The sequence below is a fragment of the Nocardioides sp. WS12 genome (assembly GCF_014108865.1).
GTDB lineage: Bacteria > Actinomycetota > Actinomycetes > Propionibacteriales > Nocardioidaceae > Nocardioides.
On the sequence record NZ_CP053928.1, the window covers coordinates 2,823,944 to 2,844,566 of the forward strand.

Annotated in this window: 22 protein-coding genes; 16 read left to right on the top strand and 6 right to left on the bottom strand. The window is 67.1% G+C overall.

The window, feature by feature from the left end; translation table 11 throughout:
* Positions 1-1,113 (top strand): DUF922 domain-containing protein, encoded by a 1,113-nt coding sequence (locus HRC28_RS13690; protein WP_182376063.1) that lies wholly within the window; start codon positions 1-3, stop codon positions 1,111-1,113.
* On the opposite strand, the gene HRC28_RS13695 is transcribed toward HRC28_RS13690, so the two are convergent.
* The 5 genes from HRC28_RS13695 to HRC28_RS13715 form a co-directional block, all read right to left on the bottom strand.
* On the bottom strand, positions 1,080-1,277 hold the full coding sequence (locus HRC28_RS13695; RefSeq protein ID WP_182380993.1) for a hypothetical protein: 198 nt from the start codon (positions 1,275-1,277) through the stop codon (positions 1,080-1,082). The genes HRC28_RS13690 and HRC28_RS13695 overlap by 34 nt on opposite strands.
* A 26-nt stretch (positions 1,278-1,303) precedes the next feature.
* Positions 1,304-1,468 (bottom strand): hypothetical protein, encoded by a 165-nt coding sequence (locus HRC28_RS13700; protein ID WP_182376064.1) that lies wholly within the window; start codon positions 1,466-1,468, stop codon positions 1,304-1,306.
* Between the two features lie 4 nt (positions 1,469-1,472).
* A complete protein-coding gene (locus tag HRC28_RS13705) occupies positions 1,473-1,745 on the bottom strand; it encodes a hypothetical protein (protein WP_202033078.1) in 273 nt (90 codons plus the stop codon).
* 218 nt (positions 1,746-1,963) lie between these two features.
* Positions 1,964-3,541, bottom strand: a complete 1,578-nt coding sequence (locus HRC28_RS13710) for an ATP-dependent DNA ligase (RefSeq protein WP_182376065.1) — start codon at positions 3,539-3,541, stop codon at positions 1,964-1,966.
* Between the two features lie 12 nt (positions 3,542-3,553).
* Positions 3,554-4,162, bottom strand: coding sequence for a TetR/AcrR family transcriptional regulator (locus HRC28_RS13715; protein ID WP_182376066.1), 609 nt, complete (start codon positions 4,160-4,162; stop codon positions 3,554-3,556).
* 128 nt (positions 4,163-4,290) lie between these two features.
* Between HRC28_RS13715 and HRC28_RS13720 the strand changes: the two genes are divergently transcribed.
* From HRC28_RS13720 to uvrB, 15 genes are all read left to right on the top strand, one after another.
* On the top strand, positions 4,291-5,229 hold the full coding sequence (locus HRC28_RS13720; RefSeq protein ID WP_182376067.1) for a DNA-3-methyladenine glycosylase 2 family protein: 939 nt from the start codon (positions 4,291-4,293) through the stop codon (positions 5,227-5,229).
* Positions 5,230-5,311: 82 nt separating this feature from the next.
* On the top strand, positions 5,312-6,268 hold the full coding sequence (locus tag HRC28_RS13725) for an alkyl sulfatase C-terminal domain-containing protein (protein ID WP_182376068.1): 957 nt from the start codon (positions 5,312-5,314) through the stop codon (positions 6,266-6,268).
* Positions 6,268-7,092 (top strand): ABC transporter permease, encoded by an 825-nt coding sequence (locus tag HRC28_RS13730; protein WP_182376069.1) that lies wholly within the window; start codon positions 6,268-6,270, stop codon positions 7,090-7,092. Before HRC28_RS13725 ends, HRC28_RS13730 begins: the two co-directional genes overlap by 1 nt.
* Positions 7,092-7,961, top strand: a complete 870-nt coding sequence (locus tag HRC28_RS13735) for an ABC transporter permease (RefSeq protein WP_237111476.1) — start codon at positions 7,092-7,094, stop codon at positions 7,959-7,961. Before HRC28_RS13730 ends, HRC28_RS13735 begins: the two co-directional genes overlap by 1 nt.
* A 9-nt stretch (positions 7,962-7,970) precedes the next feature.
* Positions 7,971-9,026: an MCE family protein gene (locus HRC28_RS13740; protein WP_182376070.1), complete on the top strand. Its 1,056-nt coding sequence runs from the start codon at positions 7,971-7,973 to the stop codon at positions 9,024-9,026.
* Positions 9,023-10,039 (top strand): MlaD family protein, encoded by a 1,017-nt coding sequence (locus HRC28_RS13745; RefSeq protein ID WP_182376071.1) that lies wholly within the window; start codon positions 9,023-9,025, stop codon positions 10,037-10,039. The genes HRC28_RS13740 and HRC28_RS13745 overlap by 4 nt, the downstream gene beginning before the upstream one ends.
* Positions 10,036-11,016, top strand: coding sequence for an MCE family protein (locus tag HRC28_RS13750; protein ID WP_182376072.1), 981 nt, complete (start codon positions 10,036-10,038; stop codon positions 11,014-11,016). Before HRC28_RS13745 ends, HRC28_RS13750 begins: the two co-directional genes overlap by 4 nt.
* Entirely contained in the window at positions 11,013-12,050 is a 1,038-nt protein-coding gene (locus HRC28_RS13755) for an MCE family protein (protein WP_182376073.1), read from the top strand. The genes HRC28_RS13750 and HRC28_RS13755 overlap by 4 nt, the downstream gene beginning before the upstream one ends.
* Positions 12,051-12,064: 14 nt before the next feature.
* Entirely contained in the window at positions 12,065-13,288 is a 1,224-nt protein-coding gene (locus HRC28_RS13760; protein ID WP_182376074.1) for an MCE family protein, read from the top strand.
* Entirely contained in the window at positions 13,285-14,376 is a 1,092-nt protein-coding gene (locus HRC28_RS13765) for an MlaD family protein (RefSeq protein WP_182376075.1), read from the top strand. Before HRC28_RS13760 ends, HRC28_RS13765 begins: the two co-directional genes overlap by 4 nt.
* The gene (locus HRC28_RS13770) at positions 14,373-14,924 is read left to right on the top strand and encodes a hypothetical protein (protein ID WP_182376076.1); all 552 of its coding nucleotides are present in this window, start codon (positions 14,373-14,375) and stop codon (positions 14,922-14,924) included. Before HRC28_RS13765 ends, HRC28_RS13770 begins: the two co-directional genes overlap by 4 nt.
* 39 nt (positions 14,925-14,963) lie before the next feature.
* On the top strand, positions 14,964-16,226 hold the full coding sequence (locus tag HRC28_RS13775) for a phospholipase D-like domain-containing protein (RefSeq protein WP_237111477.1): 1,263 nt from the start codon (positions 14,964-14,966) through the stop codon (positions 16,224-16,226).
* Between the two features lie 9 nt (positions 16,227-16,235).
* On the top strand, positions 16,236-17,132 hold the full coding sequence (locus tag HRC28_RS13780; protein WP_182376077.1) for an SDR family oxidoreductase: 897 nt from the start codon (positions 16,236-16,238) through the stop codon (positions 17,130-17,132).
* The gene (locus tag HRC28_RS13785; RefSeq protein WP_182376078.1) at positions 17,129-17,677 is read left to right on the top strand and encodes a carboxymuconolactone decarboxylase family protein; all 549 of its coding nucleotides are present in this window, start codon (positions 17,129-17,131) and stop codon (positions 17,675-17,677) included. The genes HRC28_RS13780 and HRC28_RS13785 overlap by 4 nt, the downstream gene beginning before the upstream one ends.
* Positions 17,678-17,711: 34 nt before the next feature.
* On the top strand, positions 17,712-19,841 hold the full coding sequence (uvrB, locus tag HRC28_RS13790) for an excinuclease ABC subunit UvrB (protein ID WP_182376079.1): 2,130 nt from the start codon (positions 17,712-17,714) through the stop codon (positions 19,839-19,841).
* A 10-nt stretch (positions 19,842-19,851) separates the two neighbouring features.
* On the opposite strand, the gene HRC28_RS13795 is transcribed toward uvrB, so the two are convergent.
* Positions 19,852-20,538, bottom strand: a complete 687-nt coding sequence (locus tag HRC28_RS13795; protein ID WP_237111478.1) for an ion channel — start codon at positions 20,536-20,538, stop codon at positions 19,852-19,854.
* Positions 20,539-20,623: the final 85 nt, after the last annotated feature.

Sequence of the window (20,623 nt, forward strand, 5' to 3'; positions counted from 1 at the left end):
GTGGGGGCTGAACAGGACAGCAAGGTCGCTGCACCCGACCGCGCCCACACCCCGGAGACCGTCCCGGAGGTACTGGAGTCGCCCGGTCCCGACGTCGAAGTGGGCCTGCGCGCGCACTCCAAGCTCGCCGCCGCCGGCGATCCGAACCCCTCGATGACGCCCAAGCGGGTGCTCTCGCTCCAACGGGCGGCCGGCAACAGGGCCGTCCAGCGGATCATCGGGACGCCGACGGTCCAGCGCGACAAGGACAAGAAGAAGCCCGACTCGATCCAGGTCACGGGGCGTTCAGTGGAGCCGTCGTACGCAATGACCAAGTCGGCAGAGATCGCCATCAAGAAGGGCGGTCACAACGTGGCGGCGTGGACGACGCCGAACTGGGAGTTCAACGGCGTCTACATGGCGAACGACCTGTCCGTCCTCAAGCTCTCGTATGAGCTCGCGTTCTTGATCGAGCTGCCCTCGGACTACGACGCTGCCAAGGTCGAGATGCTCAAGCAGCACGAACTCGGTCACGTGGAGATCGCCAAGCGCAAGGCCAAGGAGGCGTTCGAGGTCTCGCTGAAGGCAAAGATCGAAGGCTTGGAGGACGCGCGCGACCTCAACGTCATCAAAGCCATGATCCACAAGGCGATGGACGAGGCCAAGGCGGCGGAGAAGGCCGCGTCGCAGGCCTTCGACGACGCCGAGTACAAGGTGATGTCCGATCGCTACCGGGGCATCAAGGCGCCGCTCGCCGAACTGACGAGGACCTCGCCCGGTATCGCCGCAGCGGCCAAGGTCCTGAAGTCCGTCCCCGGCGCCATGCACAAGGCTCGCGGCATGGCGGCGTCCGGCGTCACTGCCGGCGCTGCGGCCAGGGTCGAAGCGGCGGCCGGGGCGTTGAGCGCGGCCGAGCTGGCGCGTGTGCAGTTCAACGCGGAGTTCAGCGCGCTGGTCAGCAGCGCGCAGGCAGCGGCCAGGGACTTCATCACGTCGGGAGAGCTGACGAAGGGCCTCGAGGGCATCGGCGATGGGCCGGCGTTCAACCAGGAGGAGGTCCCCGGCGCGCAGAAGGTGGTCGCCGCGTGCGGGAAGTTCTCCTACTCCTCGTCGGGCGCATCCGCCGGCTTCTGACCGGGCTGCTGGGTGCACTCAGCCGAGGAAGGCCTTGACCGCTGCAGACCGTCGAAGGCGATCTCGACCACCTGCTCCGGGCGGACGGTGACCACCCAGCCGTTGTCCTCGACGGCGAGCTCCTCGATCCGCTCGGTCTGCCAACGCAGTATCTCGTCGGTCATGCCCTTGAAGGTGTTCCGGAATACGGTCAGCCAGCGGCCAGGTCTGCTGCAAACTCTCCGGCAGCCTTGATCGGCCGACGACGCCACTCGAACATCTCGTTCAACGTGAAAGCCTTGCGCCAACCCCGAGCGTGGAGTTCGCGGCCCGCGCGGTCGATGGAGTCGTAGTCGTCGGCAATGAAGTAGCTCATCGCGCTACTCGTCGCCGCGCCAGGCAACGAGCGCGTCTGCCAGCACGCGGTCACGGCCGGGATCGGCGTCGAGCCCGAAGTGCTCGACCCGCTCGCGAGCTATCCAGCCGTGAAGGAACCCAGCGCCTGCTCCATCGCGGAGGTGATCGAGAAGCGGACCGATCATGCAGTCGTATTCGTCCTGACACTCGACCTCGTCGGCAACCCCGATGGCGTCCCACGCCAGAAGCAGGCGGCGCACTTCAGCCATCTGCCGCTTGGCCTCTCGCTTGTCCACGGGACCATGGTGTCGCGCCGAGTGAACCGTCGTCGACTGAGTTCAGCTCCGGCGTTCAAGATCGTGCATGTGCGCGGTTATTGCGCATTGTGCTGCCTCCTGGCCGGCCAAGACCGCGCACGTGCACGGTCTTGGCCGCTCAATCAGTCCAACAGGTCGCGAAGGGACTGGATCCATCGAAGAGCTTCGCGCGGCAGTGGACGACCTGGAACAGGCCGTCACTCAGCACTGAGGAATGCTCGCAACGAGTCGATTGTGTCGGTCTCCGCCGCTGTCTTGTCGTCCCGGTAACGGACGACTCTCGCGAAGCGGAGTGCGACGCCTCCTGGATAGCGGCTCGATCGCTGAACGCCGTCGAAAGCGATCTCGACCACCTGCTCCGGTCGAACCCTGACCACCCAGCCGTCATCCGTGACCTGAAGCTCGCGGAAGCGCTCGGTCTGCCAAGTAAGGATCTCGTCCGACATCCCTTTGAAAGTCTTCCCGACCATCACCCAGCCAGGTTCGTAACCGGTTTCCTCCGTCGTCTTGCCGAGCATCACGAAGCCGCCGGGTTGTGAGGGATCGCGCGCGCCCAGGTGGATGTTGGAGAGCCAGCCCTTGCGTCGCCCGGAACCGCGCTCGACAGCGAGCACGACCAGGTCGAGGGTGTGGACCGGCTTCACCTTGATCCACGCAGCGCCGCGGCGTCCCGCGTCATACGGCGCCGACGCGGACTTCACGACGACGCCCTCGTGACCGTCGGCGAGTGCTGCGGAGGCGAACGCTTGAGCCTGGTCCGGATCGGCGCCGACCCATCGTCGTACGCGATGTTGCTCGGGCACGAGATGTTCGAGCGCAGCCCAGCGTTCGGTCGCGGGCTGGTCGAGGAGATCGGTGCCGTCGAGGTGCAGCAGGTCGAAGAAGTACGGCGTCACAACGGTGCCGCTGTTTGCCTCGCCCTGCGTGGCTGTCCGTGACGCGGTCTCCTGGAACGGGCGGGGGCGGCCGTCGTGGGCGAGCGCGAGTGCCTCGCCATCGAGGACGATCCTGTCAGCGGGCAAGGCCCGGACGATCGCGACGACCTCGGGAAGTCGCGCTGTGATGTCGTCGAGGCTGCGGGTCGCGACGACCACCTCGTCGCCGTCGCGGTGCACCTGGATCCGGATGCCGTCGAGCTTCGCATCCACGCCGAAGACCTCACCGGCCGGTGCGGCCTTCTCGATGGCGGCCGCGACGTCAGGGGCCGACGACGCCAGCATCGGCAGCACCGGACGGCCCACGCTCAGACCCACCGCAGCGAGCGCTTCCGGTCCCTCGAAGGCCGCGTCGACGACGTACGTCGCCCCGCCGGCCAGCATCGCTGCCCGTCGTACGACGACCAGGGGCACTCTGGCAGCCAGGGCGATCGCGTCGGTGACCACGGCTTCCAGCGCGCCCTGGCGTACCTCGCCGACGGCGACGGCACGCAGCCATTCCTGTTCGGGCGCTGTCGCGGCGCCGAACAGGTCATCGGTCAGGGTGGCCCGCGCTGCCTGGGATCCGGGGCCGCCGAGCTCGGACATCGCCGCGAAGGCGGCGTCGACCTGTCCCACCGCCAGGGAGGGCGCATCGGCGGGGGAGGGAAGCGCCTGGAGGCTGCGCCAGCCCAGTCCCGTGCGACGTTGCCGTAGGCGCCCGCTCAGGTAGTGCGCAACGAGGGAGCGCTCGTCCGGCGCGGCGGCGAGCAGCAGGTCAGCGAGGAACCGGGTCTTGTCCTTGCGTGACCGAGTCGCACCCACCGCGGCCGAGACGTCGACGAGATCGCGCAGCAGCACAACGGCGTCCGATCAGTGAGTGGCCTCGAGGACCGCGGCAGACACGGCGCCCTGGATGACCTGCTCGTAGACCTCGTCGAGGCTCACTGCGGACGCGCTCGTCAGCGAGAGATCGCCGAAGTATCCGGCCACCTCGAGGGACACGAAGCCGTGCAGCGCGGCGAAAAGCGCCATGCCCGTCTGGATGAGCCGGTCCTCGGGCAGCCCCGCGGATCGCACCATCACGGCGAGGGCTTCGATCGCCTCGAGGGCGGCGGTGTAGAAGCCTTCGCGGTCGATCGGCGGTCGGGTCAGTGCGGCGTAGCGCTGCGGGTGGGTCCGGGCGAACACCCGCAGTTCGTGGCTGAGGGCGCGCAGGCCGTCGGCGCCGGCGTGGCCCATGGCCGCGGCGCGGACGTGCTCGCCGAGCATCCGCATGGCCCGCACCTGAACGAGGGCCCGCAGGTCCTCGAGGTTCGCCACGTGGTTGTAGAGCGAGGACACCCGTGCCTCGAGCTCGGCAGCGAGCGAGGTCATGGTCAGGGCGTCGTACCCGTCACGATCGACGAGAACCTCCGCTGCCTGGAGCACGGCCTCTTGGTCGAGCCGGCCGCGGCGAGCGCGGGTCGCGTCGATGGTCAACTGCCCTCCGGGAGCGTGAGGTGGGTGAAATGGGTTCGTACGATTGTGAGAGAGCGTAGTCGTCGCGGACCGAATCCGGCGACTGACAACGCCTGTGAGCCATGGGTGAATGGCCTTACAGTGCTGCGATGACCTCCCCGGACGGAGTCCGCGTGTGGCACCCGGGCCGACCGGTCCCGGTGGCCGCGATGCTTCGCCAGCAGCGTCGCGGTGGTGGCGATCCGACCCATCGTCTGGATGTGGCGGGGTGCCATTGGCGAGCGAGTCGCACGCCCGAGGGCCCTGTCTGTCTGGCCATCTCGAACCAGGACGCCGACGGTGACATCGAGGCCCGGGCGTGGGGAGAGGGCAGTGCGTGGGCACTGGCCCAGATGCCTGCGCTGCTGGGGGACCTCGACGACTGGACCGGGTTCGTGCCGCAGCATCCGCTCCTCGAGGACGCGCTGCGTCGTCACCCGAACCTTCGGCTGGGACGGACCGATCGGGTGCTGGAGGCCGTCGTACCCGCGATCATCGAGCAGAAGGTCACCGGCCAGGAGGCCTTCGCCGGCTTCCGTGCGTTGGTACGACGTCACGGCACTCCCGCGCCGGGTGCCGGTGCCGACCACCATCTGATGGTCCAGCCCGACGCGGCGACCCTGCGGTCCATCCCGTCGTGGGAGTGGCTGGCCCTCCACATCGACCCTGCTCGATCGCGGGCCGTCGTCACGGCGGCACGACACGCCGAAGCGCTCGAGCGGATTGTCGATCTGCCGGGCGAGGAGGTGGAGCGGCGTCTGCGGAGCCTCCCCGGTATCGGTGTGTGGACCAGTGCCGAGGTGCGGCAGCGCGCCTTCGGAGACCCGGATGCCGTGTCGTACGGCGACTACCACGTGGCCAAGGACGTCGGTTGGGCGCTGACGGGTGCGGAGTTCGATGACGGCGGCCTCGCCGCGTACCTTGCGCCCTGGCGTGGACACCGGGGACGGGTTCCTTTCCTCGTCGCCGCGGCCGGATTGACGCGCCCGCGACGGGGTCCACGCATGACGCCACGTGAACACCTCAGGACGCGTGACCAATTTGCGTGATATCTGTTACACCGAGCAACAGGCAGTCGCGATGCTCCGCGACTGGCGGGAATTCGCCCGCGATCGAAGGCAAGGGGTGCGCATGGGAGTCGTCGGGATGGGTGCCTACGCGCACGCTTCCGCGCAGGACGTCACGCGACTCCTCGCCGAGGTCGACCCGGCCGCGTTCATCGTCGCGATCCGTTCAGCATCTGATGCAGATCTGCTGGCTGTGACCCATGACGCACAACGGGGGTTCGCCGTTGTCGAAGGTGTGATGCAGCGCATCGGCGAGTTCGCCGTCCCCGGGCAGCTCGTGGACCTGGACTGCCACGTGCGGTGGGAGACCACGGACCTTCCCGATGTGCACCACGTCCTCCGTCTCCACGACGGTACGACGACGGTGGTTGCCGAAGGCCACGCGACCGACCTGGTGGTGCACGGGACGGCCCTCCAGCTCCTGCGCCTGGTTGCCGGTCAACTCGATGTCGCGGTCGCCTACCTCGGCGACTCGATCAGCCTCGAGGGCTCGAGCGCCGCTGCGCTCGCCCTCGCCGCACTCTTCGCCGTCGACGGCGCCACTCCACTGACGGGGCAGCCCGTCAACCCTCGCGACATCGACCCGGTGCAGGTTGCCCGGGCACTCTCCGGCGTCAGCGCCGACCATCTCCGGTCGGTCATGGCGTCGGGCTTCCGGCCGGTCATCCTCGAAGAGATCTTCGACCGGATGCCGGCCTACGTGAACGGCCGAAAGGCAGCAGGCGTCCAGATCACGGTCGGCTTCAGGTTGACCGGGCGCCCCGACGGAGAGGTGGACCGTTACGTGCTCCGACTCAGAGACGGTCAAGCGACCGTTCTCGCAGGGGAGGCGGCTGATGCCGTCGGCCGGGACGATCGCGATGCGACCGTCACCTGTGAGGCGCAGGACTTCCTGCGCCTGGCGACCGGTCACCTCAGCGCCGTGACAGGTGTGCTGCGAGGACAACTGAAGGTGCGCGGTGACAAGGTCGCTGCGCTGCGCCTCAACTCCGCTTTCGACATCCCGACGGCGGCAGCCTGATGGCCGCGGTCGTTGCAGGTGGCCGTTCGTTCGCGAGCAGCTTCATCGGCCGGTTCAAGGACGGCGTCGAGACCACGGGTGACCTGGTCAAGTTGTCGGTCGAGTCGTTGCAGTGGGGTTTCTCCGACATCCTGGCCCGCCGCTTCTCCTGGAGCGAGTTCCTGCTCCAGTGCTGGTTCATGACCCGCGTGTCGCTGTTGCCGACGATCCTGGTGTCGATCCCGTTCGGCGTCATCACGTCGGTGCAGATCGGTGCGGCCGCCAATCAGATCGGTGCGCAGTCCTTCATCGGAGCGGTCAACGGCATCGGCGTGCTCCGGCAGGGCGCGCCACTGGTGACGTCGTTGATGATCGCGGGCGCTGTCGGGTCGGCCATCTGCGCTGACCTGGGTGCGCGCACGGTCCGCGAAGAGATCGATGCGCTCAAGGTGATGGGCATCTCGCCGATCCAGCGCCTGGTGGCGCCCCGCATCCTTGCCGGGCTCCTCGTGTCGATCCTGCTGACGGTCATCGTCGCCATGACCGCCATGACCACGGCGTTCGCCATCGTCGTCGGAACCGGCCAGATCTCATCGGGCACCTACCTCGACTCCTTCGTCGGGCTCGCGCAGCCAGCTGACCTCGTGCTGGCGGAGCTCAAGGCCTTCATCTTCGGATTCGTGGCGGTCATCGTCGCGGCGCACAAGGGCCTGCACGCGTTCGGTGGTCCGAAGGCAGTTGCTGACGCGGTCAACCAGGCCGTCGTCCTCAGCGTGATCCTGTTGGCCGTCATCAACGTCGGTCTGACCCAGGCCTACGTCATGCTCTTCCCCGGAGGTGCCTGATGTCCCAGGTCCAGCTAGGACGCACCCTCGGGTCGCGGTTCTCCGATGCCTTGGTCGGCCTGACCGACGGCTTCATGTCGACGCTCGCCCAACTCGGGTCGTTCGTCACCTTCGCGGGCAAGGTCTTCGTCAACATCCCTTCGACGATCGCCATGTACCCGAAGGAGGTGCTGCGTCAGATCAAGGACATCGCCTGGGGCAGCGGCGCACTCCTGGTCGGTGGCGGCACCGTCGGCGTCATGATCCTGTTGTCGGTCGCGGCCGGAACGTCGATCGGCATCGAGGGCTTCAACGGTCTCGAGATCGTCGGCCTGGCACCGCTGACCGGCTTCATCTCCGCCAGCGTGAACACTCGTGAACTGGCGCCCCTGATCGCGGCGCTCGCGCTCGGCGCCCAGGTCGGATGTCGGTTCACGGCGCAGATCGGGTCGATGAAGATCCATGAGGAGATCGACGCGATCGAGGTGATGGCGGTGAGCGCGATGCGTTACGTCGTGACCACCCGCGTCATCGCCTGCATGGTCGCGATCCTGCCGCTCTACCTGATCGGTCTGATCGGCAGCTACGCCGCCTCCCAGGCGTCGGTCGTCTTCCTGTTCGGACAGTCACCGGGTCAGTACGACCACTACTTCTCTTCCTTCGTGCAGGGCCGCGACATCGTCTTCTCGATCATCAAGATCCTGATCTTCGCGCTCACGGTGGCGCTCATCCACTGCTGGTACGGGATGAGGGTTGGCGGCGGCCCGCAGGCCGTCGGCGAGGCCACCGGCACCGCCATTCGTGCGTCCATCGTGTCCATCGTCGTTCTCGACATGATCCTCACCCTGGTGTTCTGGGGCGGGGACCCAGGCTTCCGGATCTCGGGGTGAGGTGAAGAAATGGCTCGCGAAGAAACTCGGCAGCAGCTCGCCCGACGGGGGCTGATCGCGCTGGTCGCCCTGGCGGTCATCGGTGCGCTCATCACGTTGCGCAGCAATGGCACCTTCGGCTCCAAGCCGCACGTCACCGCAGAGGTCGCCAACGCCGGCGGCTCGCTGCGTGCTGGCTCCGACGTGAAGATGAACGGCGCCATCGTCGGCAAGGTCTCCTCCATCGACCGGGCGAAGTCCGGCGGCGGTGTGACCATCGACATCGAGATGTCCGAGGACGACATCGACTCCGTGCCGGCCAACGCGGTGGCCCGGGTGCTGCCCGCGACGGTGTTCGGTACGACGTTCGTGGACCTCGTGCTCTACGGAAAGGGTTCCGGAAAGCTGAAGGCCGGGTCGGTGGTCAAGGCCGACTCCAGCCAGGGCACGCTGGAACTGCAGCAGGCGCTGGACGACATCGACCGACTGGTCAAGGCCCTCGGGCCGGCCGAGCTCGCGTCGGCGATCGGATCGGCAGCCGAGGCCCTCGACGGCCGAGGCGGCCAGATCGGTGAGCAGGTCCGGGTGCTCAACTCGTACCTCGACAGGCTCAACCCGAGGATGCCCCAGGTGCGTGCCGACCTGACGGCACTGGCGTCCACGACGAAGCTGCTCGACGAGATCGCTCCTGACCTGCTCGACGCGACGGACGACGTGCTGGTCACGTTGAACACCATCGTCACGCAAGAGGCGTCCCTGACGGCGCTGATCTCCGGCGGCACCACCCTGGCCCGCACCGCACGTGGCTTCCTCAGCAAGAACGAGAAGGCGCTGGTTCGATTCATCAACGGGTCGGCCGTGCTGCTCGATGCGGTGTACGACAACCGCAGGGCCGGCATCACGGACGCGATCGCCGTGAACATCGCCCTCGGCAAGGTCATCCCGACGACCGTGAGAGAAGGATTCGTGAAGACCGACGGCACGATCAAGCTCGGTGTGCCGCGCTACTACAGCCAGCGGCCGACGTACCGCACCGGCAGCACCGATCAGGCGGGCATCGGCGGATTGTTGGGGTCGGGCCGATGACCGGGCTCCGGACGATCGCGATCAAGTTCGCGGCCTTTGCCACCCTCAGCGGCCTGCTGCTCATGTTGTTGATCAACACGATGACCAACGGGGTGTCCGGCGACACCCGGGAGGTCGTCGCCGAGTTCAGTGACGTCAGCGGTCTGCGGATCGGTGACGACGTGAAGGCGGCCGGTGTCCGGGTCGGTCAGGTCAAGAAGATCGAGGCCACCGACGAAGGCGCTGAGATCACCCTGGAGGTTGCCCGTGAGCAGGCAGTCCTCGACAACACCAAGCTCGTGATGCGCTACCAGAACCTCCTCGGCCAGCGTTACATCGGCATGGTGCAGGGCTCCAAGCGAGGCGCCGAGGTCGAGGACGGAGCCAAGGTGCCGGTGACACAGACAGACCCGGGCTTCGACCTGACCGAGTTGCTCAACGGTTTCCGTCCGCTGTTCAAGGTGCTGCAGCCGGCCGACGTGAACACGCTGGCCACGTCACTCGTCAAGGTCCTGCAGGGGGAGGGCGGCACCATCGAGCAGCTCCTCAAGCAGACCGGCGAGCTGAGCAACTTCCTGGCCGACAAGGACGCCGTCATCGGTCAGGTCATGACGAACCTCAAGCCGGTGCTCGACAACCTGGCCGGCCAGGGCGACGAGCTCACCGCCACCGTTCGGGAACTGCGGGGTCTGATGACAGGCCTTGCCCAGGACCGCGAGTCGATCGGTGCGTCGATCGACGGGGTCAGCCGCCTGGTCGGAGCGACGAGTTCGCTCCTCAAGGAGGTCAAGGTTCCCCTGGTGAAGGCGACGGATCGCTTCGTGACGGTTGCCGACATGCTCGAGAAGTCGCGAGGAAGTCTGGAGGACGCGGTGCCCGCATTCGGGACCATCTTCGAATCGCTCGGTAGAGCGACGTCGTACGAGAACGCGTTGAACGTCTACGTGTGTTCGTTGTCGATCGCCCTGACCGAGAACGCCGGCGGGATCAACCCGGTCGGCAACAACGGACCCTGGTCGGCGGTGTGTCGATGAAGCCCATGAATGAGCGCGACCCCATGAAGGTCGGCATCATCACGATCGCGATCCTCGGCCTCATCGGTGCTGTGGTCGTCGTCCTGAGTGTCACGTCGTTCGGTACGAAGAAGTACACCGCGATCGTCGAGCACACCGCGGGTCTGCGGTCCGGTGAGGACGTCCAGGTTCACGGCGTCAACTCCGGCAAGATCACGGGCGTCGAGCTCGAGGATGACCACGTGCTGGTCAGCTTCGTACTCGACAGCGACATCGAACTCGGCAACCAGACCACCGCCACGGTCAAGGTGGCCACCCTGCTGGGCAGCCACTATCTCGAGGTGGATCCCAACGGAACGGGCTCGCTCGCGAACGGCCAGATCCCGATGGACCGCACGTCGGTGCCCTACAACCTCCAAGACGTCATCGAGGAGGGCACCAAGGCGCTCGACAAGCTCGACCCCGACATCCTGGCCAAGGCACTGACCGCCATGGCCGGAACGCTGGGCGCGAGCGAGGACGAGATCGGGCCGGCGCTCGAGGGCGTCGCCCGACTCTCCGAGGTCATCTCGAAGCGCTCCGACCAGGTCGGGGACCTGCTGGTCTCGACGCGCAGCGTGACCGACCAACTGTCCGCGAGCAGCGAGGACATCGTCGGCCTGATGAAGCAGGCCAACCTCGTGGTCAGCGAGATCACCAGCCGCAAGGACGCCATCCACACGCTCCTCGTGGAGACCACCGAGCTCTCGAAGGCGCTGACTGCGATCGTCAAGGCGACCAACGGCAAGTTGAAGCCGGCCCTGACTGACCTGAACGCGGTGTTGGACACCCTCAACAGGCAGGACAAGCAGTTGACTCACCTGCTCGAGGTGATGGGCCCCTCGGTCCGGTACGTCGCCAACGCGACCGGCAGCGGTCCGTTCGTGCCGCTCTACCTCAAGCCGCCCGCCGTTCCGGCGGACGACACGACCTGCAAGCTGCGGGGTGACTGCCAGTGACCAGCTCCAGAAGTCTGCTCCGCGCCCTGGGGGCCCTCGTCGTGACGGGCGCGGTCCTGGCCACCTCCGGGTGTGGTGTCGGCCCCGGCTCGGACAAGATGACGGTGAAGGCCTACCTGGTCGACTCGGCCGGTCTGTTCGTCGGCAACGACGTGGGCGTCCTGGGCGTCAACGTCGGCTCGATCACCTCGATCGAGCCGGCCGGCGACAAGGTCCTGGTCACGATGGAGATCGACGGCGACCAGCCGGTGCCGGCAGACGCCGGTGCGGTGGTCGTGGCCCGCTCAGTGGCGACGGACCGCTACATCGAACTCACCCCGGTGTACCGCGAAGGCGCGAAGATGGCCGACGGCGCCACCATCGATGTCGATCGCACCCAGTCGCCTGTCGACTTCGACCAGGTTCTCGACTCGCTCAACGAGTTCGCGACCGGTATCGGCGGCAACGTCGAGACGACGAAGGCCGTCCAGCGATTCATCGATGCAGGCACCAGTGCCCTCCAGGGCCGCGGCCCGTTGTTGAACCAGACCATCCACTCCCTGGCCGACGGCGTCAGCGGGATCTCCTCCCAGCGGGAGGACATCGCGGCGACGTTGAAGTCCCTGGACGTGCTGCTCAGCAGCATCGCGACCAACGAGTCCACGGCCAGGACCTTCATCCAGCAGGTGTCCCGGGCCTCGAAGATCCTGGCTGATGAGCGGGAGAACTTCCGTTCGGCCCTGCGGTCCCTTGATGAGGCAGTCACCACCGTGGCCAAGTTCGCGGTCGACAACCGTCAGGAGATCGTCGACACCCTCGATGGTTCGACCGAGTTGATGAACACCGTGCTGTCGAAGCAGGGCAGGCTCGAGGAGATCCTCCGCGTGATGCCGCTCGCCCTGCAGAACCTCGCACTGATCAAGGGTGATCGTCTGCCGGTCCGGATCGATCCACTGATCCTGGTGCCGCTCGGCGACGTGTTGCAGGACATCTGTGACGGACTGCTGCAGGGCACCCTCTGCGATGCACTCATCGGGACAGGACTGGGCCAGTGAAAGGGACGATGACCATGCGCTCGACCTCTGCCCGCGCCGTCGCGGCTGCAGCGCTGGCGCTCACGGTCGGCTCACTGTCCGCCTGCGGTACGACGATGCGTGACCTCCCGATCCCGGGCACCGGGGTCTCCGGAGACACGATCGAGGTCAAGGCACAGTTCTCCGAGGCGCTGAACCTCGCCGTCGGTGCACCGGTCAAGGTCAACGGCGTCGACATGGGCAAGGTCAAGTCGGTGACGGTGGACGACTTCGTCGCCGAGGCCACGATGACGCTGAAGACCGACGCCGAGCTCCGGGAGGGCGCGCACGCACGCCTGCGCTACACCACCCCGCTGGGCGAGCTCTTCGTGGACGTCACCAACCCCGCCACGGGGGCAGAGCTCGGCGACGACGCGACGCTCGCGCTGAAGGACACCGAGACCGCTCCGACGGTCGAGGACGCGCTGGCGCAGGCCTCCCTCCTGATCAACGGTGGTGGTCTGGAACAGCTCCAGACCGTCACCGAGGAGCTCAACACCGCGCTCGTCGGAAACGAGGGCGACTACCGCACCCTGCTGGATCGTGCATCGGTGTTCCTGACCCAGGCCAACGCCACGACCCAGAGCATCGACCAGGTCCTGAACTCCCTGAACGGGCTCTCGACGACGCTGGCAGCACGACAGGGCACGATCAACCGGGCGGTCCAGGACATCAGGCCGGCCGCGAAGGTCCTGCGTGAGAAGACGCCCGACTTCACGCGGCTGCTTGCCGAGATCGAGAACTTCACCAGTGCCGCGAACAGCACGGTGAACGCAACCCGGTCCCAGTTGCTCAGCATGCTGACGGAGCTGGAACCGGTCCTGGCCGAGTTCGCCAAGAACAACGGGACCTTCGAGTCCTCGCTCAAGCTGCTGATCGCAGGTGCCAGGGCGGTTGACGAGGTCGCGGCGACCGACTACCTCAACATCAGCCTCGAACTCCACCTCAATGGCATCGATGCCACGGGCGTGGTGGAGGGCACCATTGCTGGTCTGCTCGGTCTGCTCGGACTCAATCCGAACACGCCCGGGCTCGGCGACCTGCTCGACCTCGGTGGCCTGCTGAACCTCGGCGGACTGGCTCCGGCCAGCAAGTCGACGCAATCGGGCTCCACGACCAAGTCCGGGACGTCCGGCAGCACGACCGGCTCGGGCAGCAAGCCCGATCCGCTGGGACTCAACGGCCTCCTGCAGGGCCTGCTCGGAGGAGGATCGCGATGATGAAGATCCTGAGTGATCGTCTGTACCTGAGCCTCATCGGCATCGGGCTGGTCCTGGTGTTCGCCACTGCCTACATCTTCGCGGAGGTGCTCGACCAGCCGCTGACGAAGCGGCCGGTCAAGATCGACGTCGAGCTCGCCCAGACCGGCGGGTTGTTCGAGGGATCGGCGGTGACCTACCGCGGCGTGAAGATCGGCAAGGTCGAGAAGATCGTCCCCTCGCAGGACGGCGTGGTGGCGGAGATCGCGATCACCACGGAAACGGACATCCCCAAGGATTCCGTGGTCCGGGTCCGCAGTCTGTCCCCGGTCGGCGAGCAGTACGTCGACTTCCAGCCGAAGTCCACCAAGGGACCATTCCTCGCGTCGGGCGACGTGATTCCCGCGGAGTCCACCGACATCCCCAAGAGCCTGAGCTCGACGGTCATCGCGGTGAACAGCGTGCTGCGCCAGATCGATGACAAGAAGCTGCGCATCGTCCTCGGTGAACTGAGCACGGGCCTCAAGGGCACCGGCACCGACCTGGGGCAGATCCTCGACCAGGGCACGGCGATCCTGGCCACCCTGAACGAGGTGTGGCCCGAGACCGACCGCCTGATCACCAACGCCGGTACGGTGCTGCCGATCGTGACCGACAACGCGGACTCGCTGAAGGTGCTCGCACAGTCCTCGAAGCAGTTCGCTCAGTTCCTCCGCGAGTACGACCCCGAGTTGCGTGACATCCTCAAGCGCACCCCGGCGCAGCTCCAGGAGCTGGTGCGGCTGATCAACGACGCAGACACGGTGCTGCCGGGCTTCTTGGCCACGGGGGTTAGTTTCACTGACGTGTTCCGATCCTACGAGCCGCACCTGCGCGCCCTGCTCCAGTCCTACGAGCCCGGGCTGCGGTCGCTGATCGCGAAGGTCAAGGGCGGCGAGTTGCGCATCCAGATCATCGGCGACAAGAGCCCGCGCTGCAAGGACTACGGCACCACGCGCCTCAACCCGGTGAACACAGAGCGTCGGCCGCTCCAGAAGGACGCTCGCTGTGAAGCGTCGTTCGCCAACCTCCAGCGCGGTGCCGACAAGGCGCCCGGGCCCGTTCGGTGAAGATCAGGAACAGCCTGCACCGGGCCGCCGGCCCACTCGTAGCCCTGGTGCTCGCGGGTGCCGTGCTGTCGGGCTGCGGAGCCGACGACCAGCAGGCGAAGGACCTCAAGGAGGCCCGCGCGAAGGTGCAGGAGTTGACGGCAGAGGACACCGCCGCCGACGAGGCGCTGGCTGCGGCCAAGGTCCTGCTCGCCGAGATCACGACGTACTCCTGGAAGGAGGGTGACCACGAGTTCGCGTGGCTCGAGAAGATCGCGGGCACCGAGCTGAAGGAGAAGCTCGCTCCCAACGTCCCTCTCCTCCAGGAGCAGATCGTCAAGGGCAAGGTCACCGCCAAGGGCCAGGTCGTCGACTCTGCGGCCCGCGTGGTCGATGACACGCAGGTCGAGGTGTTGGCGTTCGTGGACCAGGCGATCACGGACGAGACCAACAAGGACATCAAGATCGAGGAGCAGCGGGTCAGCATGACCATGAAGCTCGTCGACGACGAGTGGCTGGTCGATCGGCTCGAGCTTCTCAGTGGCACCAACAACGAGCCCGTGCAGTAGTGCGTCAGCCCTCCAACCCGATGCTCTAGATTGACGCGCGTGGCGCATGGTGACAGGGACCCGCTCGCCGGGCTGAGGACGGTGCTGCGGCGGGTCCTGCTCACGGTGATCGGTGTGCCGTTCGTGGTGGCCTTCGCCATGTCCGTGGTCGACTCCTACCGCCGGCGCGGCAAGCGCCCCAAGCCGTTCCCGACGAGGGAGCCCCACACGGTCACCGTGGGCGACGGACAGATCACGACGTACACCTTCGGTCGTGACCTGTACGACGACATGCTGGCCGCGATCGAGGGTGCTGAGCGGCAGATCCTCTTCGAGACCTACATCTGGAAGGGCGACGCGACGGGGGAGCGGTTCAAGCGGGCCCTCATCGCTGCCGCCGACCGGGGCGTCGACGTCTACTGCATCTACGACGCGTTCGCGAACCTCGTGGTCTCGCCCGCGTTCAAGCGGTTCCCGGCCCATGTGAAGGTACTCAAGTACCCCGTTTACTCCGCAGGCTGGCGCTTCTTCGACCTGCGTCGCTACGGCCGGGACCACCGCAAGATCCTCGTCGTCGACGACAACGTCGGATTCATCGGTGGCTACAACATCGGCTCCAGTTACGAGACCGAGTGGCGCGACACCCACGTCCGGATCACCGGGCCAGCGGTGTGGGACCTCAAACGGGCGTTTGCCGACTTCTGGAACCTCAACCGCCGTCGCCGCATTCGCACCTCCGAGCGGCCCCTGCTGCTGGAGACGGCCTCGACCTGGGAGCCGCGGGTCCGGGTGCAGCGCAACGTCCCGCGCCTGTGGATGTTCCCGATCCGCTCGATGTACATCGAGGCGATCAACCGGGCCAGCCACAACGTGTGGATGACCCAGGCGTACTTCCTCCCCGACGAGGACTTCATCGACGCAGTCAAGGCCGCGGCGCGACGCGGTGTCGACGTACGCCTGCTCCTGCCGCTGAAGTCGAACCACATCGTGGCCGACTGGATTTCCCGCGGGTACTTCAGCCAGTTGCTCGACTCCGGTGTGCGGATCCTTCGCTATCGCGACGCGATGGTGCACGCCAAGACGGCCACCGTCGACGGGAACTGGGCCACGGTCGGCACGGCCAACATCGACCGGCTCAGCCTGCAGGGCAACTTCGAGATCAACGTCGAGATCATCGACGAGGGCTTCGCCCGCGATCTGGAGGCGATCTTCGAGGTCGACCAGTCCCACTGCCTCGAGCTCACCAGCGGTGAGTGGGAGGCGCGCGACGTGCACCGCAAGTTCACCGAGATGCTGCTCACCCCCCTTCGCCCGCTCCTCTGAGGAGGCCCCATGTGGTTCCGAGCCCCGGTGCGTGACCTCGCCGGCAAGCAGGTCTTCGTCACCGGCGCAGCGAGCGGTATCGGCCGCGCCGTGGCCGAGTACGCCGCCGAACGGGGCGCCGTCCTGCACCTGACCGATCTCCAGGCCGATGCCCTGGCGGCCGTGGCCGACGACATCCGGGCCGGCGGTGGCCAGGTCGCCACCGCGGAACCGGCGGACGTCTCCGACCACGCCCAGGTACGACGCCTGGCGGCCCACGTCACGCAACGGTCCGGTCCGATGGACGTCGTCCTCAATGTCGCCGGCATCGCGATCTGGGGGACGGTACGCAGCCTGGAACCCGAACACTGGCAACGACTCGTCGACGTGAACCTGATGGGCCCGATCCATGTCATCGAGGAGTTCCTCCCGCCGATGATCGACGCCGGACGTGGTGGCCAACTGGTCAACGTGTCGTCCGCGGCCGGCATCATTGCCATGCCCTGGCATGCGGCGTACAGCGCCACGAAGTTCGGCCTGCGCGGGGTGTCGGAGGTGCTTCGCTATGACCTGCGCAAGCACCGGATCGGCGTCAGCCTGGTGTGCCCGGGCGGTGTCGACACCGGACTGGTGGCGACCATCCGGATCGCCGGGATCGACCAGCAGAACAAGGCCTTCGTCCGTGCCCGCGGGCACTTCCAGAAGCGGGCGGTGACTCCGGAGAAGGCCGCTGAGGCGATCTGGCGGGGCGCGTTGCGCAACCGCTACTGGGTCTACACCTCAGCCGACATCCGGCTGGTCCACTGGCTGCAGCGGTACTTCCCGCCCGGCTACGCCGTCGCGATGCGGGTCTTCAACTACGGGGCCAACCGGGTGCTCCCGTCCGTGGAGAAGGCGCGCCGTCCCGACCCGGCGGAGTCGGCATGACGACCGAGTCCGGAGCGCGTGTCGCTCCCGGCGGGTGGCGTGACGTCGGTCCGCTTGTCGCCGGGTTCGCCCGGGTCGCCGGTCGGGTGCAGGGCACCGAACCGCCTGCCGTGTTCCTCACCCTGGGTCGCCACCGTCGGTTGTTCTGGGGCTGGCTGCACTTCGCGGGTCGCCTGATGCCGGGAGGCCGACTGGCGCGTCGGGAATCGGAGTTGGTGATCCTTCGGGTCGCGAGCCGGCGTGGGTCGGCCTACGAGCTGGAACAGCACCGCAGGCTCGGTCGCCGCGCCGGGCTCAGCCGTGACGAGATCGCGGCCATCGAGACGGCCGAGGAGTCTGCTGGCTTCTCCGCCCGTGAACGGCTGCTGCTGCGTGCCACCGACGAACTGGTCGCCGACCAGGACCTGTCCGACGCCCTCTGGGCCGACCTGGGCCAGGAGTTCGATGAGCGCGAGAAGATCGAGATCGTGATGCTCGTCGGGCACTACGCGATGCTGGCGACCGCGTTGCACGCCCTGCGGGTGCAACCGGACAAGGCACGCTGACGGGGCTGTCGGTGCCCGCCCGTACGCTGAATCCATGCGTCCGGTCACTGATCTCGAGCGTCGAGTCGCCCCTTTCCATGTCGAGTCGGACTACGTTCCCTCGGGCGACCAGCCTGCGGCCATCGCGGAGATCACCAAGCGCCTGAACGCGGGGGCCAAGGACGTCGTACTCCTCGGTGCCACCGGCACGGGCAAGACGGCCACGGTGGCCTGGGTCGCCGAGCAGGTCCAGCGCCCCCTGCTCGTGCTGCAGCCCAACAAGACGCTGGCCGCCCAGTTCGCGAACGAACTGCGCCAACTCTTCCCGAACAACGCCATCGAGTACTTCGTGTCGTACTACGACTACTACCAACCCGAGGCGTACGTCCCGCAGACCGACACCTACATCGAGAAGGACTCCTCGATCAACGAGGAGGTCGAGCGGCTGCGTCACTCGGCCACCAACAGCCTGCTGACCCGTCGCGACGTGATCGTGGTGTCGACGGTGTCGTGCATCTACGGCCTCGGCACCCCGCAGGAGTACGTCGACCGGATGCTCCGGTTGCGTGTGGGCGAGGAGCACGACCGCGACTCGGTGCTGCGCCGCCTCGTCGAGATCCAGTACACCCGCAACGACATGGCGTTCACCCGCGGCACCTTCCGGGTCCGGGGGGACACCCTGGAGATCTTCCCCGTCTACGAAGAGCTCGCCGTGCGCATCGAATTCTTCGGCGACGAGATCGAGCGGCTGATGACGCTGCACCCGGTGACCGGTGAAGTGCTCACCGAGGACACCGAGCTCCACGTCTTCCCGGCCAGCCACTACATCGCCGGCCCGGAGCGGATGGAGAAGGCGATCAACGGCATCGAGCTCGAGCTCGCCGACCAGCTCGCGACCTTCGAGCGGCAGGGCAAGATGCTCGAGGCGCAGCGGCTGCGGATGCGCACGACGTACGACGTCGAGATGATGCGGCAGGTCGGTTCCTGTTCGGGCATCGAGAACTACTCGATGCACATGGATGGCCGTGGGCGCGGCACGGCACCCAACACGCTCCTGGACTACTTCCCCGAGGACTTCCTCATGGTGGTCGACGAATCGCACGTGGCGATCCCGCAGATCGGTGGCATGTACGAGGGCGACATGTCGCGCAAGCGGAATCTCGTCGATCACGGTTTCCGGCTGCCGAGTGCGATGGACAACCGGCCGCTGCGCTGGGAGGAGTTCCTCGAGCGGATCGGTCAGACGATCTACCTGTCGGCGACCCCGGGAAACTACGAGCTCGACAAGGTTCAGGGTGACGTCGTCGAGCAGATCATCCGCCCGACGGGCCTGGTCGACCCGCAGGTGGTCGTGAAGCCGACCAAGGGCCAGATCGACGACCTGATCCACGAGATCCGGGTGCGCACCGAGAAGCAGGAGCGGATCTTGGTCACCACGTTGACCAAGAAGATGTCCGAGGACCTCACCGACTACCTCCTCGACGCCGGCATCCGGACCCGTTATCTGCACTCCGAGGTCGACACCCTCAAGCGCATCGAGCTGCTGCGTGACCTCCGGCTGGGCCTGTACGACGTCCTCGTCGGCATCAACCTGCTGCGTGAGGGCCTCGACCTGCCGGAGGTCTCACTCGTCGCGATCCTGGACGCCGACAAGGAAGGCTTCCTGCGCTCGGACAAGTCCCTGATCCAGACGATCGGCCGGGCCGCGCGCAACGTGTCGGGCGAGGTCCACATGTACGCCGACCGGATCACCCGGTCGATGGAGTCGGCGATCGAGGAGACCAACCGGCGCCGCGAGAAGCAGGTCGCCTACAACGTGGCCCACGGTGTCGACCCCCAGCCGCTGCGCAAGAAGATCGCCGACATCACCGAGATGCTGGCCCGCGAGGACGAGACCACCCAGGAGTTGCTCCAGTCCTGGGCCGATGCCGGCGTGAAGGGGCGCGCCGGGGGAGTCCGGCCCAAGAAGTCGCCGACCCCGCAACTGCGGAGCACCGACATCGGCGGGCACGCTGCCGCCCTGGCGGGCCTGCCGAGTGCCGACCTCGCCCAGCTGATCCAGGACCTCACCGACCAGATGAAGGGTGCCGCAGCGGAGCTCCAATTCGAGCTCGCGGCGCGGTTGCGTGACGAGATCAGCGACCTGAAGCGTGAACTCCGTCAGATGATGGAAGCAACGAAATGACGTCTGCCACTCAGTGGCGGCGCGCGGCCAGCCCGACCATCCGGGCGACGACCAGCGCGATGTAGAACACCCCGGCCACCTGCTCGACCATCACGAACGATCGCGCCTGGTCCATCACCGGGTAGACGTCGGACAGGCCGACGCTGGTCAGTGTGGTGAAGGACAGGTAGAGCAACTCGAACCACGGCAGCGCGTCGGCGCCGTCCGGGCTGTTGAAGCCGATGAAGGATCCGGGCCAGAGCACCTGGGCCGCGGCGTAGAGGTAGGCGAATCCCCAGGCGACCACGGTGAACGCCGCGCCGGTCGCGAAGATCTCGTCGCGGGTCACTTCGTCGTCGTGGAACAGGTACCGGAGCATCGCGTAGGACACGAAGAAGTAGAAGGGCACGTGGAAGGCCGCTGAGGCCAGCACGACCCATTCGGTGTCCGGGCTGATCGCCTCGGCGACGCTCAGCAGCATCGCCGGGATGCCGAGCAGTCCTGCGACCCAGGCGAGGACGGGCGTGCGTCGTACCGCCCAGACCGCGGTGAGGACCACCAGCATCTGCACCACGCCCAGGACTGCCCGCCCAACGGTGGAGCCGTCGAGGCTCGGATAGGCCAGCACGACGATGAGTTGGGCGAACAGCAGACACGCCGACGGATGGCGCCCGGCGGCCTGCGCGGCGGTCGCGATTCGGCTGTCTGCGGTGGGCACGTCCCGATCCTAGGGAACGGGTCGGGTACGGCAGGGGAGGCGGGGCGCGGTGGCCCACCGTGACCCCGGTGCGGGGCGGCGCGTT

What these genes read in the sequence shown, in the direction of transcription:
- HRC28_RS13785 (WP_182376078.1), top strand. Translation starts at nt 17,129, where the DNA reads ATGACGACCGAGTCCGGAGCGCGTGTCGCTCCCGGCGGGTGGCGTGAC.
- HRC28_RS13760 (WP_182376074.1), top strand. Translation starts at nt 12,065, where the DNA reads ATGCGCTCGACCTCTGCCCGCGCCGTCGCGGCTGCAGCGCTGGCGCTC.
- HRC28_RS13735 (WP_237111476.1), top strand. Translation starts at nt 7,092, where the DNA reads ATGTCCCAGGTCCAGCTAGGACGCACCCTCGGGTCGCGGTTCTCCGAT.
- HRC28_RS13720 (WP_182376067.1), top strand. Translation starts at nt 4,291, where the DNA reads ATGACCTCCCCGGACGGAGTCCGCGTGTGGCACCCGGGCCGACCGGTC.
- HRC28_RS13750 (WP_182376072.1), top strand. Translation starts at nt 10,036, where the DNA reads ATGAAGCCCATGAATGAGCGCGACCCCATGAAGGTCGGCATCATCACG.
- HRC28_RS13700 (WP_182376064.1), bottom strand. Translation starts at nt 1,468, where the DNA reads ATGAGCTACTTCATTGCCGACGACTACGACTCCATCGACCGCGCGGGC.
- HRC28_RS13780 (WP_182376077.1), top strand. Translation starts at nt 16,236, where the DNA reads ATGTGGTTCCGAGCCCCGGTGCGTGACCTCGCCGGCAAGCAGGTCTTC.
- HRC28_RS13730 (WP_182376069.1), top strand. Translation starts at nt 6,268, where the DNA reads ATGGCCGCGGTCGTTGCAGGTGGCCGTTCGTTCGCGAGCAGCTTCATC.
- uvrB (WP_182376079.1), top strand. Translation starts at nt 17,712, where the DNA reads ATGCGTCCGGTCACTGATCTCGAGCGTCGAGTCGCCCCTTTCCATGTC.
- HRC28_RS13745 (WP_182376071.1), top strand. Translation starts at nt 9,023, where the DNA reads ATGACCGGGCTCCGGACGATCGCGATCAAGTTCGCGGCCTTTGCCACC.
- HRC28_RS13695 (WP_182380993.1), bottom strand. Translation starts at nt 1,277, where the DNA reads ATGACCGACGAGATACTGCGTTGGCAGACCGAGCGGATCGAGGAGCTC.
- HRC28_RS13740 (WP_182376070.1), top strand. Translation starts at nt 7,971, where the DNA reads ATGGCTCGCGAAGAAACTCGGCAGCAGCTCGCCCGACGGGGGCTGATC.
- HRC28_RS13725 (WP_182376068.1), top strand. Translation starts at nt 5,312, where the DNA reads ATGGGAGTCGTCGGGATGGGTGCCTACGCGCACGCTTCCGCGCAGGAC.
- HRC28_RS13765 (WP_182376075.1), top strand. Translation starts at nt 13,285, where the DNA reads ATGATGAAGATCCTGAGTGATCGTCTGTACCTGAGCCTCATCGGCATC.